The following is a 21,106-nucleotide window of genomic DNA, read 5'->3' as shown; positions in this document are numbered from 1 at the left end:
ATTCAGATCTCGACCTGGGTGCCCAACTCGATCACCCGGTTCAACGGCAGATTGAAGAACCGCAGGTTACCGTTGGCATTCTTGAGCAAGAACGCAAACAGGTTGCCACGCCAGCGCGACATACCCTCCAGCCGCGAAGCAATCACCGTTTCGCGGCTGAGGAAGTAGGTGGTGCGCATCGGGCTGAAGTCCAGATCCTCCAGATGGCACAGCTTCAGGGCCGCCGGCACGTCCGGCTCGTCCATGAAGCCAAAGTGCAACAGCACACGGAAGAACCCGTCGCCATAGGCTTCCACCTCGAAGCGCTCCTGCTCCGGCACCCGTGGCCGGTCCTCGCTCACCACCGTCAGCAGCACCACCTGGCTATGCAGCACCTGGTTGTGCAACATGTTGTGCAGCAGCGCATGGGGTACGGCGTCCGGCCGTGCAGTCAGGAACACGGCAGTACCTTCAACCCGGTGCGGCGGCTGTATGCGGATGCTGCTGATGAACACCGGCAGCGGCAGCGCCCCTTCATCGATGCGCTCGACGAGGATCTGCTTGCCGCGCTTCCAGGTACTCATCAACAGATACAGCACACCACCTGCCAGTACCGGGAAGGCCCCGCCCTGCACGATCTTGGGCACGTTGGCGGCGAAGAACAGCCCATCGACGAAGAGAAAGCCCAGCAGAATCGGCACCGCCAGCACCGGAGGCCACTTCCAAAGCAGCAACATCACCGCCGACACCAGAATCGTGGTCATCAACATGGTGCCGGTGACCGCCACCCCATAGGCCGCCGCCAGGGCGCCGGAAGATTCGAAACCGATGACCAGCAACACCACACCGACCATCAGCGTCCAGTTCACCGCACCGATGTAGATCTGCCCCTGCTCATCGCTGGACGTGTGCTGGATGTGCATGCGCGGAATGTAGCCAAGCTGGATGGCCTGGCGGGTCAGGGAGAACGCCCCGGAAATCACGGCTTGCGAAGCGATCACCGTGGCCATGGTCGCCAACCCCACCAGCGGCAACAGCGCCCACGAAGGTGCCAGCAGGTAGAAGGGGTTGCGGGCCGCCTCCGGGTTCTGCAGCAGCATTGCGCCCTGGCCGAAATAGTTGAGCACCAGCGCCGGCAACACCAGGGCGAACCACGCGCGGGCGATGGGTTTACGGCCGAAGTGGCCCATGTCGGCGTACAGCGCCTCGGCACCGGTCAGAGCCAGCACCACGGCGCCGAGAATGGCCACGCCCATGCCGGGGTGGACGATGAAGAAGTTCACCGCCCAGCCTGGGTTGAACGCCCTGAGCACTTCCGGGCTCTGCGAGATGCCATGCACCCCCAATGCCCCGAGCACCACGAACCAGGCCACCATGATCGGGCCAAACAGCTTGCCGATCTTCTCGGTGCCATGCTTCTGCACCAGAAACAGCGCCACCAGCACCACCAGCGAAATAGGTACCACCCAGTGATCGATACCGTCGAAGGCCAGGCCCATGCCCTCGACAGCCGACAGCACCGACACGGCCGGGGTGATCATGCTGTCGCCATAGAACAGCGAAGCGCCGATCAACCCGCAGATGACCATCAAGCTACGCAGCCGCGGGTGGGCCGCAGTGGCCCGCCGCGCCAGCGCGGTTAGCGCCATGGTGCCGCCCTCGCCCTGGTTGTCGGCGCGCAGGATGAACATCACGTATTTGAACGAGACCACCCACAGCAGTGACCAGAGGATCAGCGACAGGATCCCCAGCACGCCATCATGGTTGACCGGCACGCCATAGCCACCGGTAAAGACTTCTTTGAGCGTATACAACGGGCTGGTGCCGATATCGCCATAGACCACCCCGACTGCCGCCACGAGCAGGCCCAGCGACCGTGTCGCGCCCTGCTTCCCCGCTTGCCCGCCTTCGGCATGACTGCTTGCCTGAACCATCGACCACTCCCGCAGACGGCCCTCTCGGCCCATAGAATTCACCCCCACGCCAGGGCATGGCAGATGCCCGGGCGCAACGGCCGGAGCATAGCGCAGCGTTCGTCACATTTCTTCTCGTAACGCTGGCGAGGGCAAAGCGCCTGGAGTGTTAGGCCTTATAGATCCAGCGACTGCGTGGGAATGCCAAGCGCTGCTGCGATCTTTTCGCGAGTAGCCTTGCGCGGCCGCTCTGCGGCCTCTTGCTGGGCATACGCAGACTGGGAAATGCCCAGCCGTTGCGCAACTTCCGCCTGAGTCATATCCAGATGCCTGCGCCACGCGGCTATGGCAGTCAGCCCCTCTTTGACCATATACCCCACGACCTCATTAGGGACCAGATCCTCCTGAGGACGGCTGGCAATGTAGTCGGCATAAGGCAACACGACGAAGGCAGGGCGGCCATCCGCCCCATTGATAATCTGTACATTAGTAGGTGTGTTCATCGCGCCTTTTAACCTCCTCGATGTTGACAATCTTCACGCCACCGTCCCAGTCGAAGAGGATGCGGTAGTTCCCGACCCGGAGCCTGTAGCCGTACTTAGCTGCTTCACCGCTTTGCGCGACCAATTGATCGAGTTCATATCCGCCCCGTTCTCTATAAGCGAATTATAAGTATTCAATAAGCATTAACAAGTCATTCATGGCGTGCTAATGCGCGACTGGTCGAAGTCGCAGTGCTGGACTGCCGTGCAGCGCAGCGTTCGTCGCATTTCTGCTAGTCAAGTGACCTTGCGCTCGCTAGAATTGCGCACTTTTTGATCAGAGGCGCCAATAAGCGCCCGTCAAGATCGCCCCCGTTTCCGGCCGGGCGACCTGCATTCAATACCGAGGTTAGTCATGTCCACCACTCCCGCCACTCCCAAGGTAGGTTTCGTAAGCCTGGGTTGCCCAAAAGCCCTGGTCGATTCCGAGCGCATTCTGACTCAGCTGCGCATGGAAGGTTATGAAGTCGTGCCTACCTACGAGGACGCCGACGTGGTGGTGGTCAACACCTGCGGCTTCATCGACAGCGCCAAGGCCGAGTCGCTTGAAGTGATCGGTGAAGCCATCAAGGAAAACGGCAAGGTCATCGTCACCGGCTGCATGGGTGTCGAGGAAGGCAGCATCCGCGATGTGCACCCAAGCGTGTTGTCGGTGACCGGCCCGCAGCAGTACGAGCAAGTGGTCAACGCCGTGCACCAGGTAGTGCCACCGCGCCAGGACCACAACCCGCTGATCGACCTGGTGCCGCCGCAGGGCGTCAAGCTGACCCCGCGCCACTATGCTTACCTGAAGATTTCCGAAGGCTGCAACCACAGCTGCAGCTTCTGCATCATCCCGTCGATGCGCGGCAAGCTGGTCAGCCGCCCGGTTGGCGAAGTGCTGAGCGAGGCCGAGCGCCTGGTCAAGGCCGGCGTCAAGGAGATCCTGGTGATTTCCCAGGACACCAGCGCCTACGGGGTCGACGTCAAGTACAAGACCGACTTCTGGAACGGCCGCCCGGTCAAGACCCGCATGCTCGAGCTGTGCGAAGCGCTGAGCAGCCTGGGCGCCTGGGTGCGCCTGCACTATGTATACCCGTACCCGAACGTCGACGACGTGATCCCGCTGATGGCCGCCGGCAAGATCCTGCCGTACCTGGACATCCCGTTCCAGCACGCCAGCCCCAAGGTGCTCAAGTCGATGAAGCGCCCGGCCTTCGAAGACCGTACCCTGGCGCGCATCAAGAACTGGCGCGAGCAGTGCCCTGAGCTGGTGATCCGTTCGACTTTCATCGTCGGCTTCCCTGGCGAAACCGAAGAAGACTTCCAGTACCTGCTCGACTGGCTGACCGAAGCCCAGCTCGACCGTGTCGGCTGCTTCCAGTACTCGCCTGTCGAAGGTGCCCCGGCCAATGACCTGGGCCTTGATGAAGTACCGGATGAGGTCAAGCAGGACCGTTGGGACCGCTTCATGGCCCATCAGCAGGCCATCAGCAGCGCCCGCCTGCAACTGCGCATCGGCAAGGAGATCGAAGTGCTGATCGACGAAGTCGAAGAGCAAGGTTCGGTGGGCCGCAGCTTCTTCGACGCGCCGGAAATCGACGGCAGCGTGTTCATCGATGGCGACCACGGCTTCAAGCCAGGCGACAAAGTGCGTTGCCGGGTGGTGGATGCCGACGAATACGACATGTGGGCTGAGCCTGTCTGATCGGCCTATCGGTGTGAAATGCCGGGGGCTGCGTTGCAGCCTCCACATCCGCCAGGCCCCCTCTGGTTTTTGCATCTATGTTTTCCTCAGTCCCCAGGAGGAATACACGGATGCGCCAGGTATCGACGCTACAAACCCCTCATCTTAGCGACTACCCCGAGCTGACCCAGGTCTGGGAGGACTCGGTGCGCGCGACCCATGACTTCCTGCCTGATGCCTATATCGTCCTGCTTCGCGAGCATGTACTGCGCCGTTACCTGGACGCAGTGATGCTGATTTGCAGCAAGGACAGCCAGCAACGCATACAGGGCTTTGCCGGCGTGTCCAACAGGCAGGTCGACATGCTGTTCGTCGCGCCCGCCTGCCGTGGCATGGGCATTGGCAAGCGGCTGCTGCGCTACGCCATCGACGAACTGAATGCCGAACGCCTGGACGTCAACGAGCAGAACCCGCAGGCCCTGGGGTTCTATCTGCACGAAGGCTTCGAGGTGGTCGGCCGCTCGCAGACCGATGGGCTGGGGCAGCCCTACCCCTTGCTGCACCTGCGGCTGATCCGCGCAGGGGCCTGAGCGCCTGCCGTGTTGTCTCGCCAAAACGGCGTAAATGACACAGATTCCCAGCCCCTCGACCGTTCAGGCAGGTACAATGGCGGCCTTTCCCTGCCTTTGCGAATCACCGTCATGTCTGAGCCCGTCCGCCTGTCCAAACGCCTTATCGAGCAGTTCGGCTGCTCCCGCCGCGAAGCCGAGCTGTATATCGAAGGCGGCTGGGTCACGGTCGATGGCGTGGTGGTCGAGCAGCCGCAGTTCAAGGTCGACGGCCAGCAGGTCGCGCTGCTGCCTGGCGCGCGTGCCGACAGCCTTGAGCCCGTCACCCTGCTGCTCAACCAGCCTGCTGGCCTGGACACCGAGTCGGCGCGTATCAGCATGACCATGGACAGCCTCAGCGAGGCGCACCGTGAAGGCGTACGGCCATTGCATGGGCACTTCACCAAGCTGTCCTGCATTGCCCCGCTGGAGCGCGGCGCCAGCGGCCTGCAGGTGTTCACCCAGGATTGGCGGGTTGCCCGCAAGATCGACGCCGACCTGCGTCGCCTGGAGCAGGAATACATCATCGAAGTAAGCGGCGAAGCCACGCCACAGGCGCTGGAGCGCTTGGCCCGCGGCATCATGCGCAACGACCGTGAACTGCCCAAGGCCAAAGCCAGCTGGCAGAACGAAACCCACCTGCGCCTGGCCTTGAAAAACCCGCAACCGGGGCAGATCTCCGAGCTGTGCGCCAGCCTGCGCCTGCAGATCATCAGCATGCGCCGCATTCGGCTGGGCGGTGTGTCCATGGGCAAGCTGCCACTGGCACAGTGGCGCTACATGGCCGCCAGCGAACGTTTCTAAGCAATACCGCCGCGCCAGAGGGCACGGCTCAGAACAGGATTCGAGTCAAATGAACCACAACGATGTACTGCGCAGCCTGCGCTACATGCTCAAGATCAATGATGCCAAGATGGTGGGCATCATCAAGCTGTCTGGCCTGGAGGTCAGCGCCGAGACCTTGGCCAGCTACCTCAAGAAAGAGGAAGAGCCAGGCTTCGTGCGCTGCCCTGACCCGGTCATGGCGCACTTTCTGGATGGCCTGGTGATTCACCGTCGTGGCAAGGACGACAGCCGCCCGGCCCAGCCGGTCGAACTGCCAGTGACCAACAATACCATCCTGAAAAAACTGCGGGTGGCGTTCGAGCTCAAGGAAGAAGACCTGCATGTGATCCTCAAGTCGGTCAACTTCCCGGTCTCCAAGCCCGAACTCAGCGCCTTGTTCCGCAAAGTCGGCCATGACAACTACCGCCCGTGTGGCGACCAGTTGCTGCGCAACTTCCTCAAGGGCCTGACCCTGCGCGTGCGCGGCTGAGTGGCCATGCAGCATACGGTTTCACCGGTCGGCATCGTCCGCTCGTGCTTCAAGGAAAAGTTCGCCATCCCGCGCCAGCCGCAGTTGGCACCGGCCGCGCGTGGTGTGCTGGAGTTGCTGCCGCCGTTCGACCAGGGTGATGCAGTGGCGGGGCTAGAACAGGTCAGCCATGTGTGGTTGTTGTTTCTGTTTCACCAGGCCCTGGAAGACAAACCACGCCTGAAAGTGCGACCACCCCGCCTTGGCGGCAACAAGAGCATGGGGGTGTTCGCCACCCGCGCCACCCACAGGCCCAACGGTATCGGCCAGTCGGTGGTACGCCTGGAGGGCGTTGAGCCTGGGCGCCTGCTGCTGTCCGGGATCGACTTGCTCGATGGCACCCCGGTGCTGGATATCAAGCCCTACGTACCGTACGCCGACAGTGTTGCCGGCGCCAGCAACCTGATGGCCAGCGAAGCGCCTGACGCAATCGCCGTGCAGTGGCACGACAATGCCCTGCCCCAGGCCCGCGCGCATGCACTGCGCCTGGGTGAGCCGCTGGTGGAACTGATCGAGCAGTGCCTGGGGCAAGACCCGCGGCCGGCGTATCAGGTGCCACCTGCGGAGCGGGTGTACGGGGTGAAGTTCTGGGATGTGCAGGTGCGCTGGCATTATCCGCAGCCCACGCTGATCCGGGTACTGGAAGTGGTCCAGGACTGCTGATCGACCCCCACGAAAAAGGCGACCCGAAGGTCGCCTTTTTCATTTCAGTTGCGCGATCAGCGAGCCGGTCCTTCGGCCACGCCGAGGTCATCGGTCGGGCGGGTATCTTCCAGCGGGGCGCCACCGGAAGCCAGTTCCGAGGCCAGCTTGTCGTCGTCCATTTCGTTGACCCACTTGGCCACGACCACGGTAGCGACGGCGTTGCCGACCAGGTTGGTCAGGGCGCGGGCTTCGGACATGAAGCGGTCGATGCCGAGGATCAGCGCCAGGCCGGCAACCGGCAGGTGGCCAACAGCAGACAACGTAGCGGCCAGTACGATGAAGCCCGAACCGGTTACGCCAGCAGCGCCTTTGGAGGCCACCAGCAGCACCAGCAGCAGGGTGATCTGGTGGGTGATGTCCATGGTGGTGTCAGTCGCCTGGGCGATGAACACAGCGGCCATGGTCAGGTAGATCGAAGTACCGTCGAGGTTGAACGAGTAACCGGTCGGGATGACCAGGCCAACCACGGATTTCTTGGCACCCAGGCGCTCCATCTTGGCCAGCATGCGTGGCAAGGCGGACTCGGAGGAGGATGTGCCCAGCACGATCATCAGCTCTTCACGGATGTAGCGGATCAGCTTGATGACGCTGAAGCCGTGGGCGCGGCAGATACCACCGAGCACCACCAGGACGAACAGCAGGCAGGTCACGTAGAAGCAGGCCATCAGGTAGCCCAACTGCACCAGCGAACCCACGCCGTACTGGCCGATGGTGAAGGCCATGGCACCGAAGGCACCGATCGGGGCCAGCTTCATGATCATGTTGATGATGTTGAACATGACATGGGCGAAGCGGTCGATCAGGTCCAGCACCGGCTTGCCGTAGCTGCCCAGGCGATGCAGAGCGAAGCCGAAGATCACCGAGAACATCAGCACTTGCAGGATGTCGCCGTTGGCGAAGGCACCGACCACGGTGTTGGGGATGATGTTGAGCAGGAAGCCAACGGTGGTCTGCTGCGCGCCGGCGGCGGCGTAAGCGGCCACGCTGCTGGCGTTCAGGGTGGTGACGTCGATGTGCATGCCAGCGCCCGGCTTGACCACGTTGACGACGACGAGGCCGATGATCAGGGCGATGGTGGAGACGATTTCAAAGTACAGGAGCGCGTAGCCGCCGGTCTTGCCTACCGACTTCATGCTCTGCATGCCAGCGATGCCACTGACCACGGTGCAGAAAATGATGGGAGCGATGACCATCTTGATCAGTTTGACGAACCCGTCACCCAGCGGTTTGAGGGCGACACCGGTTTCAGGATAGAAGTGGCCGAGCAGGATGCCAATGGTGATGGCGACCAACACCTGGATATACAGGGATTTGTACAGCGGCTGACGTGTCGTCATGGCTAATTTCCTCAAGTGTGCCGGTTTTCACCCTTCCCAGGGTGAGGGCACCTGAATCGCTAACCCTCCTGCACTTGGAGGGATTTGTCGTTGTGTTCGAGTTGCCTTTGCAGGCCTCTGCCAGGATCAATAGCAAGGGCAATGCCAAAATGCCCATGAAGGGTGCAAAGGCACTGTTTGCTAGGGGTCACTGCCCAACGACAGGGCGAAAATGCTGAGGAAGGCTGGCGGATATCCGCCCGGTGGCGGAATTTGTACAGGGGATGATGGCGGGAATCCGCCCGCTATGGGTTCCCCCGTGAAAGGGCTGCCCCTGGCCGCAGGTCAATCCAGCCTGAAGGTGACCCGGAACGCCGCGCCGCCCAGTGGCGAATCCCCCAGGCTCAAGCTGGCGTCATAGCTGTCGACGATATCCTTGACCACCGCCAGGCCGATGCCCTGCCCCGGGTGTTGGCTGTCCAGCCGCTCGCCGCGCTCAAGAATGCGCTCGCGCTGATCGGCCGGCACCCCGGGCCCATCGTCCTCGATGCACAGGGTCAGTTGGCCTGGCGCTTGTTCCAGGCTCACCCGCACCTGGCCCAGGCTCAACCGGTAGGCGTTCTCCAGCAGGTTGCCGAGCAGTTCCAGCAAGGCCCCCTGCTCCATCGGCACCTGCGCGGCCTCGGGTATTTCCAGCAGCACGCTGACGCGCTTGTCCCGATAGACCTTGTCCAGCGTGCTGCACAAGCTGTCGAGCAACGGTTTGAGGTGCACGCTGTGGCGCACCAGGCCGCTCTTGCGCAAACTGGCGCGCTGCAGTTGATAGTCGATCTGCTGGCTCATGCGCTCGATCTGGCTTTGCAGCACCCGTGCCTGCTCGCGCTCGCCACTGCGCTGGCGCAGGCTCTCGCCCACCCCCTGCAACACCGCCAGCGGTGTCTTGAGGCTATGCGCCAGGTCATCCAGCGAGTCTCGGTAGCGCTGGCGTTGTTCACGCTCGCTGTGCAGCAGGCGGTTCAACGAACCGGTCAGGCGCAGCAGTTCACGCGGGTGCTCGCGGCTCAACCCGTCACGCGCGCCAGCCTCGACCTCGTCCAGCTCCCGGCTCAGCCGCCGCAGCGAACGCAGGCCCCAGGTCAGGCCGGCCCACAGCAGTACCAGCAGCGCCAGCAGGGCTGCGCCAAAGCCCAGGTAGAGCTTTTCACGCAGGCCATCGAGGGTATGCTGGTACTCGCGAACCGGTTGCAGCGCAACGATGCTGTAGGCCGCACTCTGGCCGCCGAGCAGTTTTATTTCGACGTCATAGACGAAGAACTCTTCGCCATCGCCTTGGTGGATGCGGGCGAACTCGTTGCCACGCCCGTCGTAGCGCGGCCGGTAGTTGACGTTCTGGTCTGCGGTGGCCCGCGACTGCCACACCAGGTGGCCTTCACGGTCGAAGATATAACCAAGCAGGCCGGTGTACGGCAGGTTGTAGCGCTCATCCGGCAACAGTGTCGGCATCTGCAACTGGCCGTGTTCGATGCGCGCTGCGGAGATCAACGTGGTCACGTCCGAGGCCAGGCGTTGCTCGATGGATTCCTGCAGGGCAAGGCTGAAGGCCTTCTGCAAGGCAGGCAGCAGGGCCAGCATGAACAGCAGCGCCAGCACTGCGGCCGCCAGCATCAGGCGCACCCGCAGGGAACGGATCATCGGCAGCGCTCGGTGAACAGGTAACCCAGGCCGCGTACCGTGTCGATGGGCTTGAAACCTCGTTCACCCTCGAGCTTGCGGCGCAGGCGCCCGACCAGCACTTCGATGACATTGGGGTCACGCTCCTCATCGCCCGGGTACAACTGCTCCATCAGGCGGTCCTTGGCCACCACCTGTTGGTGATGGCGCATGAGGTATTCGAGGATGCGGTATTCGTAGGCGGTCAGGGCCAGGGGCTGATCGTCCAGGGTCGCCTGCTTGCGGTTGAGGTCGAGTACCAGTGGCCCTGCGGCGATGGTCGACTGGGTGAAACCGCTGGAGCGGCGCAGCAGGGCGTTGAGGCGCGCTTCGAGCTCTTCGAACTGGAAAGGCTTGACCAGGTAGTCGTCGGCACCGGCGGCCAGGCCTTCGACCTTGTCCTGCCAGTTGCCACGGGCGGTGAGGATGAGAATGGGGAAGGTCTTGTCCTGGCTGCGCAGGCGACCAATGAGTTCGAGGCCGCTCATGCCCGGCAGGCCCAGGTCGATCACGGCCAGGTCGAAGTGGTACTGCTCGGCCTGGTACAGCGCTTCTTCGGCATCGGCCACCGCCTCGACCACATGGCCGCTTTCGCCCAGGCGCGTGTAGAGGTGATGGCGAAGCAGGGCTTCGTCCTCGACCACCAGCAGTTTCATGTGCAGCTCCTTTTTTATGGCCTGTACTGCCCTGTGCGCGGGTTACCCGCGCACAGGGCAGTACAGGATAACAACTACCTCAGAACTTGTAGTTGGCCGACAGATACGTCTGTGCACTGCTGGTCAGGCGCAGGGTGCCGTCCTTGGGCCCACCGCTTTGGCCGACTTCGGTCGCGGCATTGGTGCGCAGGTAACGGTAGCCCAGTTCCACCGACGCCTTGTCGGTAATCTCCTGGATCACACCGGCCTGCAGGCCGACCGCGTAGCCGTAGTCGGTATCACGGCTGGCACCTGGCGAATCCTGGGTCAGCTTGGTCATGCCCAGGCTGCCACCGCCGAACAGCTTGGTGGTGTCGCCCACCGGCAGGAACAGGTCATAGCTGCCCAGCAGGTTTTCCTGGCGCAGCTTGAGGCCGCTGTGGTCGCCCGAGACGTTGTCGTAGGTCATGTAGTAGCGACCCTGGTCATTGATTTTACCCAGACGCACACCCCAGGTGTCGTCCTTGCCGATGATGCCGTCGGCGTTCAGGTTATCGGTGTTGCGCTGCAGCAGGCCGGACTTGCGGACTTTGTCGCTGGTCTGGCCGTAGGTCAGGCTGGCGAAGTTGTCATCGGCGGCCTGGACGGTGGTGATGCCAGCGGCGCAAACGGCCATGGCAGCGAGCAGGGTGTTGAAGGATTTCATGGCTTCGTACTCCAGTTGGATGCGCTGTTTCGGTCTGGAAGCTAGAGTAAGGAGGGCACCCTGAACCGTGACTGAACCCTGGCTGAACCGCGGCTGAACGAACCGTTTGCGATGAACAAGGAGTAGTGAACATGCGTGCCCTGCTGGCCTTGACCCTGATGTGCAGCGCCGCCCTTGCCCAGGCGCAAGTGGTGACCCGCGATATCCCCTACCAGGACGACGAAGGCAAGCGCTTTGTCGGCTACTACGCCTATGACGATGCGCTGGACGACAAGCGCCCGGGCATCGTCGTGGTGCATGAATGGTGGGGCCTGAACGACTATGCCAAGCGCCGCGCCCGCGACCTGGCGGCCCTGGGCTATAAAGCGCTGGCCATCGACATGTACGGCGATGGCAAGCACACCGAGCATCCGCAGGATGCCCAGGCATTCATGGCCGAGGCAATGAAAGACCCGGCAGCGGCGGCCGCGCGCTTCGACGCAGGCCTTGAGTTGCTGAAAAAGCAGCCGAACGTGAACAAGCACCAATTGGGCGCCGTGGGTTACTGCTTTGGCGGCAAGGTGGTGCTCGATGCGGCGCGCCGGGGTGAGAAGCTGGACGGCGTGGTGAGTTTCCATGGGGCATTGGCCACACAAACGCCGGCCAAGCCCGGCGTGGTCAGGGCCGACATACTGGTCGAGCACGGCGCGGCAGACAGCATGGTGACCGAGGAGCAGGTGGCAGCGTTCAAGGCGGAAATGGACGCGGCCAAGGTCAATTACCAGTTCGTCAGTATTCCTGATGCCAAGCATGGGTTTACCAATCCGGATGCCGACCGCTTGAGCCATGGCGCGCATGGCGGGCCGGACATTGGTTACAACAAAGCGGCTGATGACAGCTCGTGGAAGGATATGCAGGCGTTCTTCAAGAAGGCGTTCCAGTAATGATCGCTGGGGGCGCAAGCGCCCCCGACGCGCCCACCTCCCCCACAGCCGCTACGGCTGGCACAATACCCCCCATGAACACACTCCCCATCTGCTGCGCCCCGCTTCAGCACCACTGGCCCCTGCCCCGCCCGCTGCCAGGTGCGGTGCTGGTCAGTTGCGCCTTCGACCCCGCCCGCCTGGCTGCCGACGACTTCCAGCGTGCCGGCATCGTCCCCAGCGCCAGCCTGCAACGCTCGGTGGCCAAGCGCCAGGCCGAGTACCTGGCCGGCCGTGTCTGCGCCCGCGCCGCGCTGCAACGCCTGGACGGCCGCAACTACGTGCCAGCCAGCCATGAAGACCGCTCGCCCATCTGGCCCGCCGGCATTCACGGCTCGATCACCCACGGCCAAGGCTGGGCCGCCGCCGTGGTCGCCGACCAGGGCAGTTGCCGCGGCCTGGGCCTGGACCAGGAAGCGCTGCTGGATGACGAACGCGCCGAGCGCCTGCTGGCGGAAATCCTCACGCCCGCCGAAATAGAGCGCCTGGACCGCCGCCAGCTCGGCCTGGCAGTGACCCTGACCTTCTCGCTCAAGGAAAGCCTGTTCAAGACCCTCTACCCGCTGACCCGCCAGCGTTTCTATTTCGAGCACGCCGAGGTGCTGGAATGGTCGGCCGAGGGCCTGGCCCGCCTGCGCCTGCTCACCGATCTATCGGCCGAGTGGCAGCAGGGCACCGAGCTGCAAGGCCAGTTCTGCCTTCAGGATGGCCACCTGCTCAGCCTGATCAGCGTCTGAGCCCTACAGCGGCGCCTGTGCCCGCGGCCAGCTCAGGCTGAAGCAGGCACCGCCGAGGGTTTCGCTGCGCCCTACCGTGGCCCGGCCTGCGTGCCAGTAGATGATCCGCCGAACGATCGACAGGCCCAGGCCATGCCCGCCCGACGCACGGGTGCGGCTGTCGTCGAGCCGGGTGAAGGGTGTGAAGATGCGGTCCCAGACCCCTTCCGGGATACCCGGGCCGTCGTCTTCCACGTCGACCCGGCAGCGTTGCTGGCCCAGCTGGTAGCTCAGGCGCACCTCGGCCTCGGCATGGCGCATAGCATTGCTCACCAGGTTTTGCAGGGCCCGGTGCAGGTAGCGCGGCTCGGCTTCGACCCAGGCGCCATCGCTTTCATCGCCTTGGCATGCGCCGCGCACCACCTTGATTTCAGCGCGCAGCGGCGCCAGCTCCTCGATTACCCGGTCCAGCAACGCATCCAGGTCAACCCGCTGGAATTTCAGGGCCGGTGCGCCTTGCTCAAGGCGTGCGTAGGTCAGCATTTCATCGACCAGCTTGTCCAGGTCCTGGATGTCGCCATCCATGCCTGCCAAGTGTTTGGCACGGGCCTGCTCAGTGCTCGCGGTCTCTATCATCTCCAGGCCAAAACGCAGCCGCGCCACCGGCGTGCGCAGCTCGTGGGACACTGCCCGCACCAGCTCGCGCTGCATGGTCAGCGAGCGCTGCAAGTGCTCGGCCATGCCGTTGAATGCCGCAGCCAGGCGCCCGACCGAGTCGGCATCGCCAGCCGGTACCCGCGTGTCGAGGCTGCCCTGGGCAATACGCGTGGCGGCGACCTCCAGCCCCGACACACGCCGCTCCAGCTGACGCACCAGCAGGTACACCACCAGCCCGATCAGGCACAGCCCAAGGAAGGCGATCAAGATCAGCAGTTGCGGCGGATAGGGGTTCAACTGATGCAACGGGCCGATTTCCAGCACCCAGGGCGAGCCCGACAGCCCAGCGAATACCCGGATCGAATCGCCATCCTTGCCCAGGGCCATGACCGTGTCGCCCTCCTCGACCCGGCGCCGCTGGTCGTCATCCAGGCCAACCCGCTCCAGGCGCTGCAGGGCAATGTCAAAACCAAAGCCTTTGCTCTGCTTGAGCTGCGCCAGGCGTTGCTGCTGCTCGGTGACCGGGTAACGCACCAGTTCGTCGGCCAACAGATAAAGGGTGGCCCGCGCCAGTTGCTCGCTGACCTGCTTCACCTGGGCCACCAGCAGCACCTCCTCGCGGCCGACCTTGCGCAGCACCTGGGCGGCGTGCGGGCCGGTCTTCTCGACCACCACCAGGCCACGGTACAGCCGGGCACGCTGGCCGCCATCAAGGGTACGCGCCGACATCGGCTGCAGCGCCAGCGGCACCCCGAGCAGGCGCTCCCACATCAGCAGCGAGCGTTTGCGTTCGGTTTCGTTCTGCCCGGCCAGGTTGTCAGCCATCAGGCTGAAGGTGCCCTGGGCCAGGCCCTCGCGGTGCTGGGCGGCGCGCACTTCGTTGACCAGGTGCAGGCTGAGCACACCGAGCAGCGCCACCAGCACCAGCACGGCGAGCATGCCGCCATAGATGCGCAGAAAGATCGAGTTGTTCATGGCGCCTCGCCGACGAACAGGTAGCCCTTGCTGCGCAGGGTCTTGATCAGGCGTGGGTGGATCGGGTCGTCGCCGATCTTGGGGCGGATCTTGGAGATGCGCACATCGATGGAGCGGTCCTGGCCGTCGTAGCCGACACCGCGCAGGGCGGTGAACAGTTGCTCGCGCGACAGCACCCGGCCGGCGTTGCTGGCCAGCAACCAGAGCAGGTCGAATTCGGCGCCGGTCAGGTCGATCAGCTGCTCGTCCAGCCGGGCTTCGCGCAGGCGGTTGTCGATGCGCAGCGCACCAAAGGCCAGGGCCTGGCGCTTGGTTTCCGGCGCCTCGCTGCGCCGCAGCAGGGCCTGGATACGGGCCAGCAGCAAGCGCGGGCGCACGGGTTTGCAGACATAGTCGTCGGCGCCCAGGTCCAGGCCCTGCACCTGGTCGAGCTCGTCGCTGCGGGCGGTGAGCATGAGGATCGCGCCCGCGTACTGGCTGCGTACCCGGCGGCAGATGCTCAGGCCGTCTTCACCGGGCAGCATGAGGTCGAGCACCACCAGGTCGGGCTGGCTGTCGACGATTCGCCGCACGGCGCGGCCACCATCGCCCTCGACGGCCACATCGAAGCCGTTGGCCTGGAGGTATTCGGCCGTGAGTTCGGCCAGGCGCTGGTCGTCTTCAACGATGAGGATGCGCGGTGCGGGTTGGTCCATGGCCTGTGCCTTTGCAATTGTTGTTGTTCTGTGGCCGATACTACGTGCCGCCCCGGGTACTGCCAACCGGCCAGCGGTGCCGCACAAGCCACTGGACTGAACCGTTTTTTGTGGTAGGGTTCGCGCCCTCAAAATTCTGCCTTGGGGCAGCGAGCGAAAGAAAAATACTGCAAACCACTTGGCACAAGGCCTACAGGCCATACCCACAAAGTACGCACAACTTATCCACAGGCGCTCGCCTTGCAAAGACCCCAATACCGCATTATCTTGTATCCCGATCGCAGCGAACCACTAGATGTTGGGGTTCGTGCAAAATCACACACAAAAGTCAACCCGGCAAATTATTCGATTTTACGGTTGAACTTCAGGTGATCTGACCAGCCATACCGCTCCAGCGGAGTACTGAACTGCAACAGCTTTTGGGCTCAGCCCAAAGCCTTTGACTTCGGCCAGGGAGCGGCAAGCTATTGCCCCTTATTCCTGAGTCTGTCCCGAAGTCGGTACGCCCGAGCGGGCGGATGCGCGCGCATGACGCATCCCCCGCCAGGTGATCGAGCAAGTGGACGGAACGGTGGGCGCTCAAAAGGCGCCTGTACAATATAGAAACTGTGGAGACACCCACCCATGCAAACCGACACAACTCGCGAGAACCCGCAGGCCCAGGTGCCGCAGGCCGCCGATGCCAACCAGGATCTGGCTGCCACCGCGCCCGGCCAACTGCGCGTGATCAAGCGTAACGGCACTGTCGTCCCCTACACCGACGACAAGATCACCGTGGCCATCACCAAGGCGTTCCTCGCAGTTGAAGGCGGCACCGCCGCCGCTTCGTCGCGCATCCACGACACCGTCGCGCGCCTGACCGAGCAAGTCACCGCCACGTTCAAGCGTCGCATGCCATCGGGTGGCACCATCCACATCGAAGAAATCCAGGACCAGGTCGAACTGGCCCTGATGCGTGCCGGTGAGCAGAAAGTCGCCCGCGACTACGTGATCTACCGCGACCAGCGCGCGAAAGAGCGCGCCACCCGCGCCAACACCGACGCTGTGGTCGAGCCGCACCCAAGCATCCGCATCACCCTGGCCGACGGCAGCATGGCGCCGCTCGACATGGCGCGCCTGAACACCATCATCAGCGAAGCCTGCGAAGGCCTGGCCGAAGTCGATGGCGACCTGATCCAGCGCGAAACCCTGAAGAACCTGTACGACGGCGTGGCCATCAAGGACGTCAACACCGCCCTGGTGATGACCGCCCGTACCCTGGTCGAGCGTGAGCCGAACTACTCGTTCGTCACCGCCCGCCTGCTGATGGACACCCTGCGTGCCGAAGGCCTGGGCTTCCTCAGCGTTGCCGACAGCGCCACCCACCACGAGATGGCCGAGCTGTACGCCAAGGCCCTGCCCGCCTACATCGCCAAAGGTATCGAGTTCGAACTGCTGAACCCGGCCCTGGCCGACTTCGACCTGGAAAAACTGGGCAAGGCGATCAACCACGAGCGCGACCAGCAATTCACCTACCTGGGCCTGCAGACCCTGTACGACCGCTACTTCATCCACAAGGATGGCGTGCGCTTCGAGCTGCCACAGGTGTTCTTCATGCGCGTGGCCATGGGCCTGGCGCTGGAAGAGAAAGAAAAAGAAGCCCGTGCGATCGAGTTCTACAACCTGTTGTCGTCCTTCGACTACATGGCCTCGACCCCGACCCTGTTCAACGCCGGTACCCTGCGCCCGCAGCTGTCCAGCTGCTACCTGACCACCGTGCCGGACGACCTGTCGGGCATCTACCACGCGATCCACGACAACGCCATGCTGTCGAAATTCGCCGGTGGCCTGGGCAACGACTGGACCCCTGTGCGTGCACTGGGCTCCTACATCAAGGGCACCAACGGTAAATCCCAGGGCGTCGTACCCTTCCTGAAAGTGGTCAACGACACCGCCGTTGCGGTCAACCAGGGCGGCAAGCGCAAGGGCGCTGTCTGTGCCTACCTGGAAACCTGGCACCTGGACATCGAAGAATTCATCGAGCTGCGCAAGAACACCGGTGATGACCGTCGTCGTACCCACGACATGAACACCGCCAACTGGATCCCTGACCTGTTCATGAAGCGCGTCTTCGATGACGGCAAGTGGACCCTGTTCTCGCCGTCGGAAGTGCCAGACCTGCACGACCTGACCGGCAAGGCCTTCGAAGAGCGCTACGAGTACTACGAAGCCCTGACCGAGTACAACAAGATCAAGGTGTTCAAGACCATCCAGGCCAAAGACCTGTGGCGCAAGATGCTGTCGATGCTGTTCGAGACCGGCCACCCATGGCTGACCTTCAAGGACCCGTGCAACCTGCGTTCGCCGCAGCAGCACGTGGGCGTGGTCCACAGCTCGAACCTGTGCACCGAGATCACCCTGAACACCAACAAGGACGAGATCGCGGTCTGCAACCTGGGCTCGATCAACCTGCCGAACCACATTGTCGATGGCAAGCTGGACACCGCCAAGCTGCAACGCACCGTGAACACCGCCGTGCGCATGCTCGACAACGTGATCGACATCAACTACTACTCGGTGCCGCAAGCGCGTAACTCGAACCTCAAGCACCGCCCGGTCGGCCTGGGCATCATGGGCTTCCAGGACGCACTGTACCTGCAGCACATCGCCTACGGTTCCGACGCTGCCGTCGAGTTCGCCGACAAGTCGATGGAAGCGGTCAGCTACTATGCGATCCAGGCTTCCTGCGACCTGGCCGACGAGCGTGGCGCCTACGAGACCTTCCAGGGTTCGCTGTGGTCCAAGGGCATCCTGCCGCTGGATTCGCAACAGATCCTGATCGAAGCCCGTGGCCAGAAGTACATCGATGTCGACCTGAACGAGACCCTGGACTGGGCACCGGTGCGTGCTCGCGTACAAAAAGGTATTCGTAACTCGAACATCATGGCCATCGCGCCGACCGCGACCATCGCCAACATCACCGGCGTATCGCAGTCCATCGAGCCGACCTACCAGAACCTGTACGTGAAATCGAACCTGTCGGGCGAATTCACCGTGATCAACCCGTACCTGGTCCGCGACCTGAAGGCCCGCGGCCTGTGGGACTCGGTCATGATCAACGACCTGAAGTACTACGACGGTTCGGTGCAGCAGATCGAGCGTATTCCACAAGAGCTCAAAGACCTGTACGCCACTGCGTTCGAAGTCGAGACCAAGTGGATCGTCGATGCCGCCTCGCGTCGCCAGAAGTGGATCGACCAGGCTCAGTCGCTGAACCTGTACATCGCCGGCGCGTCGGGCAAGAAGCTGGACGTGACCTACCGCATGGCCTGGTACCGTGGCCTGAAAACCACCTACTACCTCCGTGCCCTGGCCGCGACCAGCACCGAGAAGTCGACCATCAACACCGGCAAGCTCAACGCCGTTTCCAGCGGTGGCGACAGCGCCCCGGTCCAGGCTGCCGGCCCGGCACCAGTGCCGAAAGCTTGCGCGATCGACGAGCCTGACTGCGAAGCCTGCCAGTAAGGCCTGATGCCGCAAAAGGGGTGCCCACGGGTGCCCCTTTGCGGCATTTTTGTATCTGCGCAGTGGCCCCAGGATTTTAGCGTCGCCGCGGTATCGATGGGGCCGCTACGCAGCCCTTTCGCGACGCAAGGCCGCTCTTACAAGAATCGCGCCAAACACAACATAATGTGCCACCAAAATTAAAACACCCCATATGTAGTGCTATACGCTTTTTGCCGCTACACTCCCACCCCGTAAATACCGATTCAAGCCTCGTGAACGGACGCACCTAAAACCGGTCGAAAAAGTTACCCCCGACCGCCAGACACGCGTCCCGATCGAAGACGAATTCCGGTATACTGCGCCCCCTCTGAAAAGGGCACCTATTCAAGTCCCTGGCCCCTCCCCGAGGCCTGGCCAGGCACACGTCAGATGTAACGAGAGTCAGCCTCTCGAGCTGTCCATTCGCCGTAACGGCCGTGCGTCAGGCATCACATTCTTAAAATCCAACCGGTTGCCTCAGGGCAGCCCTCAAGCAGGAGCCAAACCATGCTGAGCTGGGACGAATTCGACAACGAAGACGGCGAAGTAGCCGCCAAAGGCAACACCCCTGCGCAGGCCAACGCCGCCGCCACCCTCGACAAGCTCGACAGCGCCGGCGGTGCCGCCGCCCTGGAAGCCCGTGCTGCTACCGCTTCTGACTCCGAAGCCGTAAAACGCGCCAAGGCCGCCCTCGACGCCCTCGACGTTGCCGAAGGCCTGGCCGAGCTGGAAGGCTCCGCTGCCCGCGTTGCGGTCGACGAAAAGCGCATGATCAACTGCCGCGCCGACCTCAACCAGCTGGTACCGTTCAAGTACGACTGGGCCTGGCAGAAGTACCTCGACGGCTGCGCCAACCACTGGATGCCGCAAGAGGTCAACATGACCGCCGACATCGCCCTGTGGAAGAGCCAGGACGGCCTGACCGAAGACGAGCGCCGCATCGTCATGCGCAACCTGGGCTTCTTCTCCACCGCCGACTCCCTGGTTGCCAACAACCTGGCCCTGGCCGTGTACCGCCTGATCACCAACCCGGAGTGCCGCCAGTACATCCTGCGCCAGGCCTTCGAAGAGGCGATCCACACCCACGCCTACCAGTACTGCATCGAGTCGCTGGGCATGGATGAAGGCGAGATCTTCAACATGTACCACGAGATCCCGTCGGTCGCGAAAAAAGCCGCCTGGGGCCTGAAGTACACCCGCGCCATCTCCGACCCGGAATTCAACACCGGCACCCCGGAAACCGACAAAGAGCTGCTGCGCAACCTGATCGCCTACTACTGCGTACTGGAAGGCATCTTCTTCTACTGCGGCTTCACCCAGATCCTGTCGATGGGCCGCCGCAACAAGATGACCGGCGTTGCCGAGCAGTTCCAGTACATCCTGCGTGACGAGTCGATGCACCTGAACTTCGGTATCGACGTGATCAACCAGATCAAGATCGAGAACCCGCACCTGTGGGATGCCTCGATGAAGGAAGAAGCGACCCAGATGATCCTGCAAGGGACCCAGCTGGAGATCGAATACGCCCGCGATACCATGCCGCGTGGCGTACTGGGCATGAACGCCGCGATGATGGAGGACTACCTCAAGTTCATCGCCAACCGCCGCCTGACCCAGATTGGCCTGAAGGAAGAGTACCCAGGCACCACCAACCCGTTCCCATGGATGAGCGAGATCATGGACTTGAAGAAAGAGAAGAACTTCTTTGAGACGCGTGTGATCGAGTATCAGACTGGCGGGGCTTTGAGCTGGGATTGATTGTCCGGGCTGAGAAACAAGAAGGCTGCCAATTGGCAGCCTTTTTTTGGGCCTCATTATGAGGCTTGAAGGTGTCTATAAAACCAGGGGCAATTCACACTGCGAGCGCATCTCGTCTCTTGCTGGCCTCAGTTGTCTTGGGCAGGCAGCGCCATCCGGTATTCGATCACCCCCGGCTTTTCAGCGATCCAGTCGTACAGCCGCTGTGCGGTCTGGTTGGTTTCCTGGGTATGCCAGTAGAGCCGGTCACAACCCTTTTCCTGCGCCTGGCCCTGCACAAACTCGATCAACTGCTTGCCCACCTTCTTGCCCCGTGTGCGCGGGCAAACGAACAGGTCTTCCAGGTAGCAGAAGTCGTTACGCCCCCAGGTCGAGCGATGGAACACATAATGGACGAAGCCGAGCACCCGCTCACCGTCCGTAGCCACGGCGCAGTGCACGGGCTCGGCCGGGTCGAAGAAACGGGCCCAGGTCAGTTCGGTCGTGGCCTTGCTCAGCTCTACTTTGTAGAACGCCTGATACTGCTCCCAATACGCGCTCCATTGCTGCAAATCGCTCTGCTTCAACTCGCGAACCGAAACCAATGTTTGTGCAACTGTCATGGTGAACCCCTCTCAATGTGGGAATGCTCGGAAAACAGGTGCATTTATAGCGATAGAATGGCCGGAATAGCCCCGCCACTTT

The 21,106-nt window shown here is 62.7% G+C and carries 18 protein-coding genes and 1 pseudogene; 9 read left to right on the top strand and 10 right to left on the bottom strand.

All coding sequences use genetic code 11. From position 1 onward, the window contains the following. Nucleotides 1-2: 2 nt before the first annotated feature. The 3 genes and pseudogenes from DJ563_RS00195 to DJ563_RS00185 all read right to left on the bottom strand — a co-directional run. Nucleotides 3-1,913 (bottom strand): potassium transporter Kup, encoded by a 1,911-nt coding sequence (locus DJ563_RS00195; RefSeq protein ID WP_274099942.1) that lies wholly within the window; start codon nt 1,911-1,913, stop codon nt 3-5. Nucleotides 1,914-2,068: 155 nt separating this feature from the next. Beyond that, entirely contained in the window at nt 2,069-2,395 is a 327-nt protein-coding gene (locus DJ563_RS00190; protein ID WP_274099941.1) for a helix-turn-helix domain-containing protein, read from the bottom strand. Then, nucleotides 2,379-2,489 (bottom strand): annotated as a pseudogene (locus tag DJ563_RS00185) (type II toxin-antitoxin system RelE family toxin); the annotation flags it as partial. The pseudogene DJ563_RS00185 and the gene DJ563_RS00190, both read right to left, overlap by 17 nt. Before the next feature lie 300 nt (nt 2,490-2,789). Here DJ563_RS00185 and rimO point away from each other — a divergent pair. From rimO to tsaA, 5 genes are all read left to right on the top strand, one after another. Then, on the top strand, nt 2,790-4,121 hold the full coding sequence (rimO, locus tag DJ563_RS00180; RefSeq protein ID WP_274099940.1) for a 30S ribosomal protein S12 methylthiotransferase RimO: 1,332 nt from the start codon (nt 2,790-2,792) through the stop codon (nt 4,119-4,121). A gap of 110 nt (nt 4,122-4,231) precedes the next feature. Further along, a complete protein-coding gene (locus DJ563_RS00175; RefSeq protein ID WP_274099939.1) occupies nt 4,232-4,690 on the top strand; it encodes a GNAT family N-acetyltransferase in 459 nt (152 codons plus the stop codon). 111 nt (nt 4,691-4,801) lie between these two features. After that, the gene (locus DJ563_RS00170; RefSeq protein ID WP_033699870.1) at nt 4,802-5,512 is read left to right on the top strand and encodes an rRNA pseudouridine synthase; all 711 of its coding nucleotides are present in this window, start codon (nt 4,802-4,804) and stop codon (nt 5,510-5,512) included. Between the two features lie 49 nt (nt 5,513-5,561). Then, on the top strand, nt 5,562-6,023 hold the full coding sequence (locus tag DJ563_RS00165) for a DUF1456 family protein (protein ID WP_274099938.1): 462 nt from the start codon (nt 5,562-5,564) through the stop codon (nt 6,021-6,023). 6 nt (nt 6,024-6,029) lie between these two features. Beyond that, complete coding sequence (gene tsaA / locus DJ563_RS00160; protein WP_047583258.1) at nt 6,030-6,725, top strand: tRNA (N6-threonylcarbamoyladenosine(37)-N6)-methyltransferase TrmO; 696 nt, start codon at nt 6,030-6,032, stop codon at nt 6,723-6,725. 56 nt (nt 6,726-6,781) lie between these two features. Here tsaA and DJ563_RS00155 read toward each other — a convergent pair whose 3' ends face one another. The 4 genes from DJ563_RS00155 to DJ563_RS00140 form a co-directional block, all read right to left on the bottom strand. Further along, on the bottom strand, nt 6,782-8,104 hold the full coding sequence (locus DJ563_RS00155) for a dicarboxylate/amino acid:cation symporter (protein WP_274099937.1): 1,323 nt from the start codon (nt 8,102-8,104) through the stop codon (nt 6,782-6,784). Between the two features lie 324 nt (nt 8,105-8,428). Further along, complete coding sequence (locus tag DJ563_RS00150) at nt 8,429-9,775, bottom strand: ATP-binding protein (protein ID WP_033699876.1); 1,347 nt, start codon at nt 9,773-9,775, stop codon at nt 8,429-8,431. Further along, nucleotides 9,772-10,449: a response regulator gene (locus DJ563_RS00145; protein WP_033699878.1), complete on the bottom strand. Its 678-nt coding sequence runs from the start codon at nt 10,447-10,449 to the stop codon at nt 9,772-9,774. Before DJ563_RS00145 ends, DJ563_RS00150 begins: the two co-directional genes overlap by 4 nt. 79 nt (nt 10,450-10,528) lie before the next feature. Beyond that, nucleotides 10,529-11,134: an outer membrane protein gene (locus tag DJ563_RS00140; RefSeq protein ID WP_033699880.1), complete on the bottom strand. Its 606-nt coding sequence runs from the start codon at nt 11,132-11,134 to the stop codon at nt 10,529-10,531. Nucleotides 11,135-11,265: 131 nt separating this feature from the next. On the opposite strand from DJ563_RS00140, the gene DJ563_RS00135 reads away from it, so the two are divergent. Both DJ563_RS00135 and DJ563_RS00130 read left to right on the top strand, forming a co-directional pair. Then, the gene (locus DJ563_RS00135; protein WP_434518628.1) at nt 11,266-12,057 is read left to right on the top strand and encodes a dienelactone hydrolase family protein; all 792 of its coding nucleotides are present in this window, start codon (nt 11,266-11,268) and stop codon (nt 12,055-12,057) included. A 74-nt stretch (nt 12,058-12,131) separates the two neighbouring features. Further along, on the top strand, nt 12,132-12,833 hold the full coding sequence (locus DJ563_RS00130; RefSeq protein ID WP_434518627.1) for a 4'-phosphopantetheinyl transferase family protein: 702 nt from the start codon (nt 12,132-12,134) through the stop codon (nt 12,831-12,833). Nucleotides 12,834-12,836: 3 nt separating this feature from the next. Here the strand turns inward: DJ563_RS00130 and DJ563_RS00125 are convergent, their stop codons facing one another. Both DJ563_RS00125 and DJ563_RS00120 read right to left on the bottom strand, forming a co-directional pair. After that, a complete protein-coding gene (locus DJ563_RS00125; RefSeq protein WP_186658285.1) occupies nt 12,837-14,444 on the bottom strand; it encodes an ATP-binding protein in 1,608 nt (535 codons plus the stop codon). Beyond that, nucleotides 14,441-15,139, bottom strand: coding sequence for a response regulator transcription factor (locus DJ563_RS00120; RefSeq protein WP_274100001.1), 699 nt, complete (start codon nt 15,137-15,139; stop codon nt 14,441-14,443). The genes DJ563_RS00125 and DJ563_RS00120 overlap by 4 nt, the downstream gene beginning before the upstream one ends. A 624-nt stretch (nt 15,140-15,763) precedes the next feature. Here DJ563_RS00120 and DJ563_RS00115 point away from each other — a divergent pair. Together DJ563_RS00115 and DJ563_RS00110 are read left to right on the top strand one after the other, a co-directional pair. After that, nucleotides 15,764-18,643: a ribonucleoside-diphosphate reductase subunit alpha gene (locus DJ563_RS00115; protein WP_033699885.1), complete on the top strand. Its 2,880-nt coding sequence runs from the start codon at nt 15,764-15,766 to the stop codon at nt 18,641-18,643. A 528-nt stretch (nt 18,644-19,171) separates the two neighbouring features. After that, nucleotides 19,172-20,422 carry a ribonucleotide-diphosphate reductase subunit beta gene (locus tag DJ563_RS00110; protein WP_033699886.1) on the top strand — a complete coding sequence of 417 codons (1,251 nt, stop codon included), beginning with the start codon at nt 19,172-19,174 and terminating at the stop codon, nt 20,420-20,422. Between the two features lie 128 nt (nt 20,423-20,550). On the opposite strand, the gene DJ563_RS00105 is transcribed toward DJ563_RS00110, so the two are convergent. After that, nucleotides 20,551-21,024, bottom strand: coding sequence for a GNAT family N-acetyltransferase (locus DJ563_RS00105; RefSeq protein ID WP_434518626.1), 474 nt, complete (start codon nt 21,022-21,024; stop codon nt 20,551-20,553). Nucleotides 21,025-21,106 lie beyond the last annotated feature (82 nt).

Origin of the sequence: Pseudomonas sp. NFX1, assembly GCF_051123555.1 — a bacterium.
Taxonomy (GTDB): Bacteria; Pseudomonadota; Gammaproteobacteria; order Pseudomonadales; family Pseudomonadaceae; genus Aquipseudomonas; species Aquipseudomonas capeferrum.
This window is presented reverse-complemented; position numbering and strand designations above follow the sequence as displayed.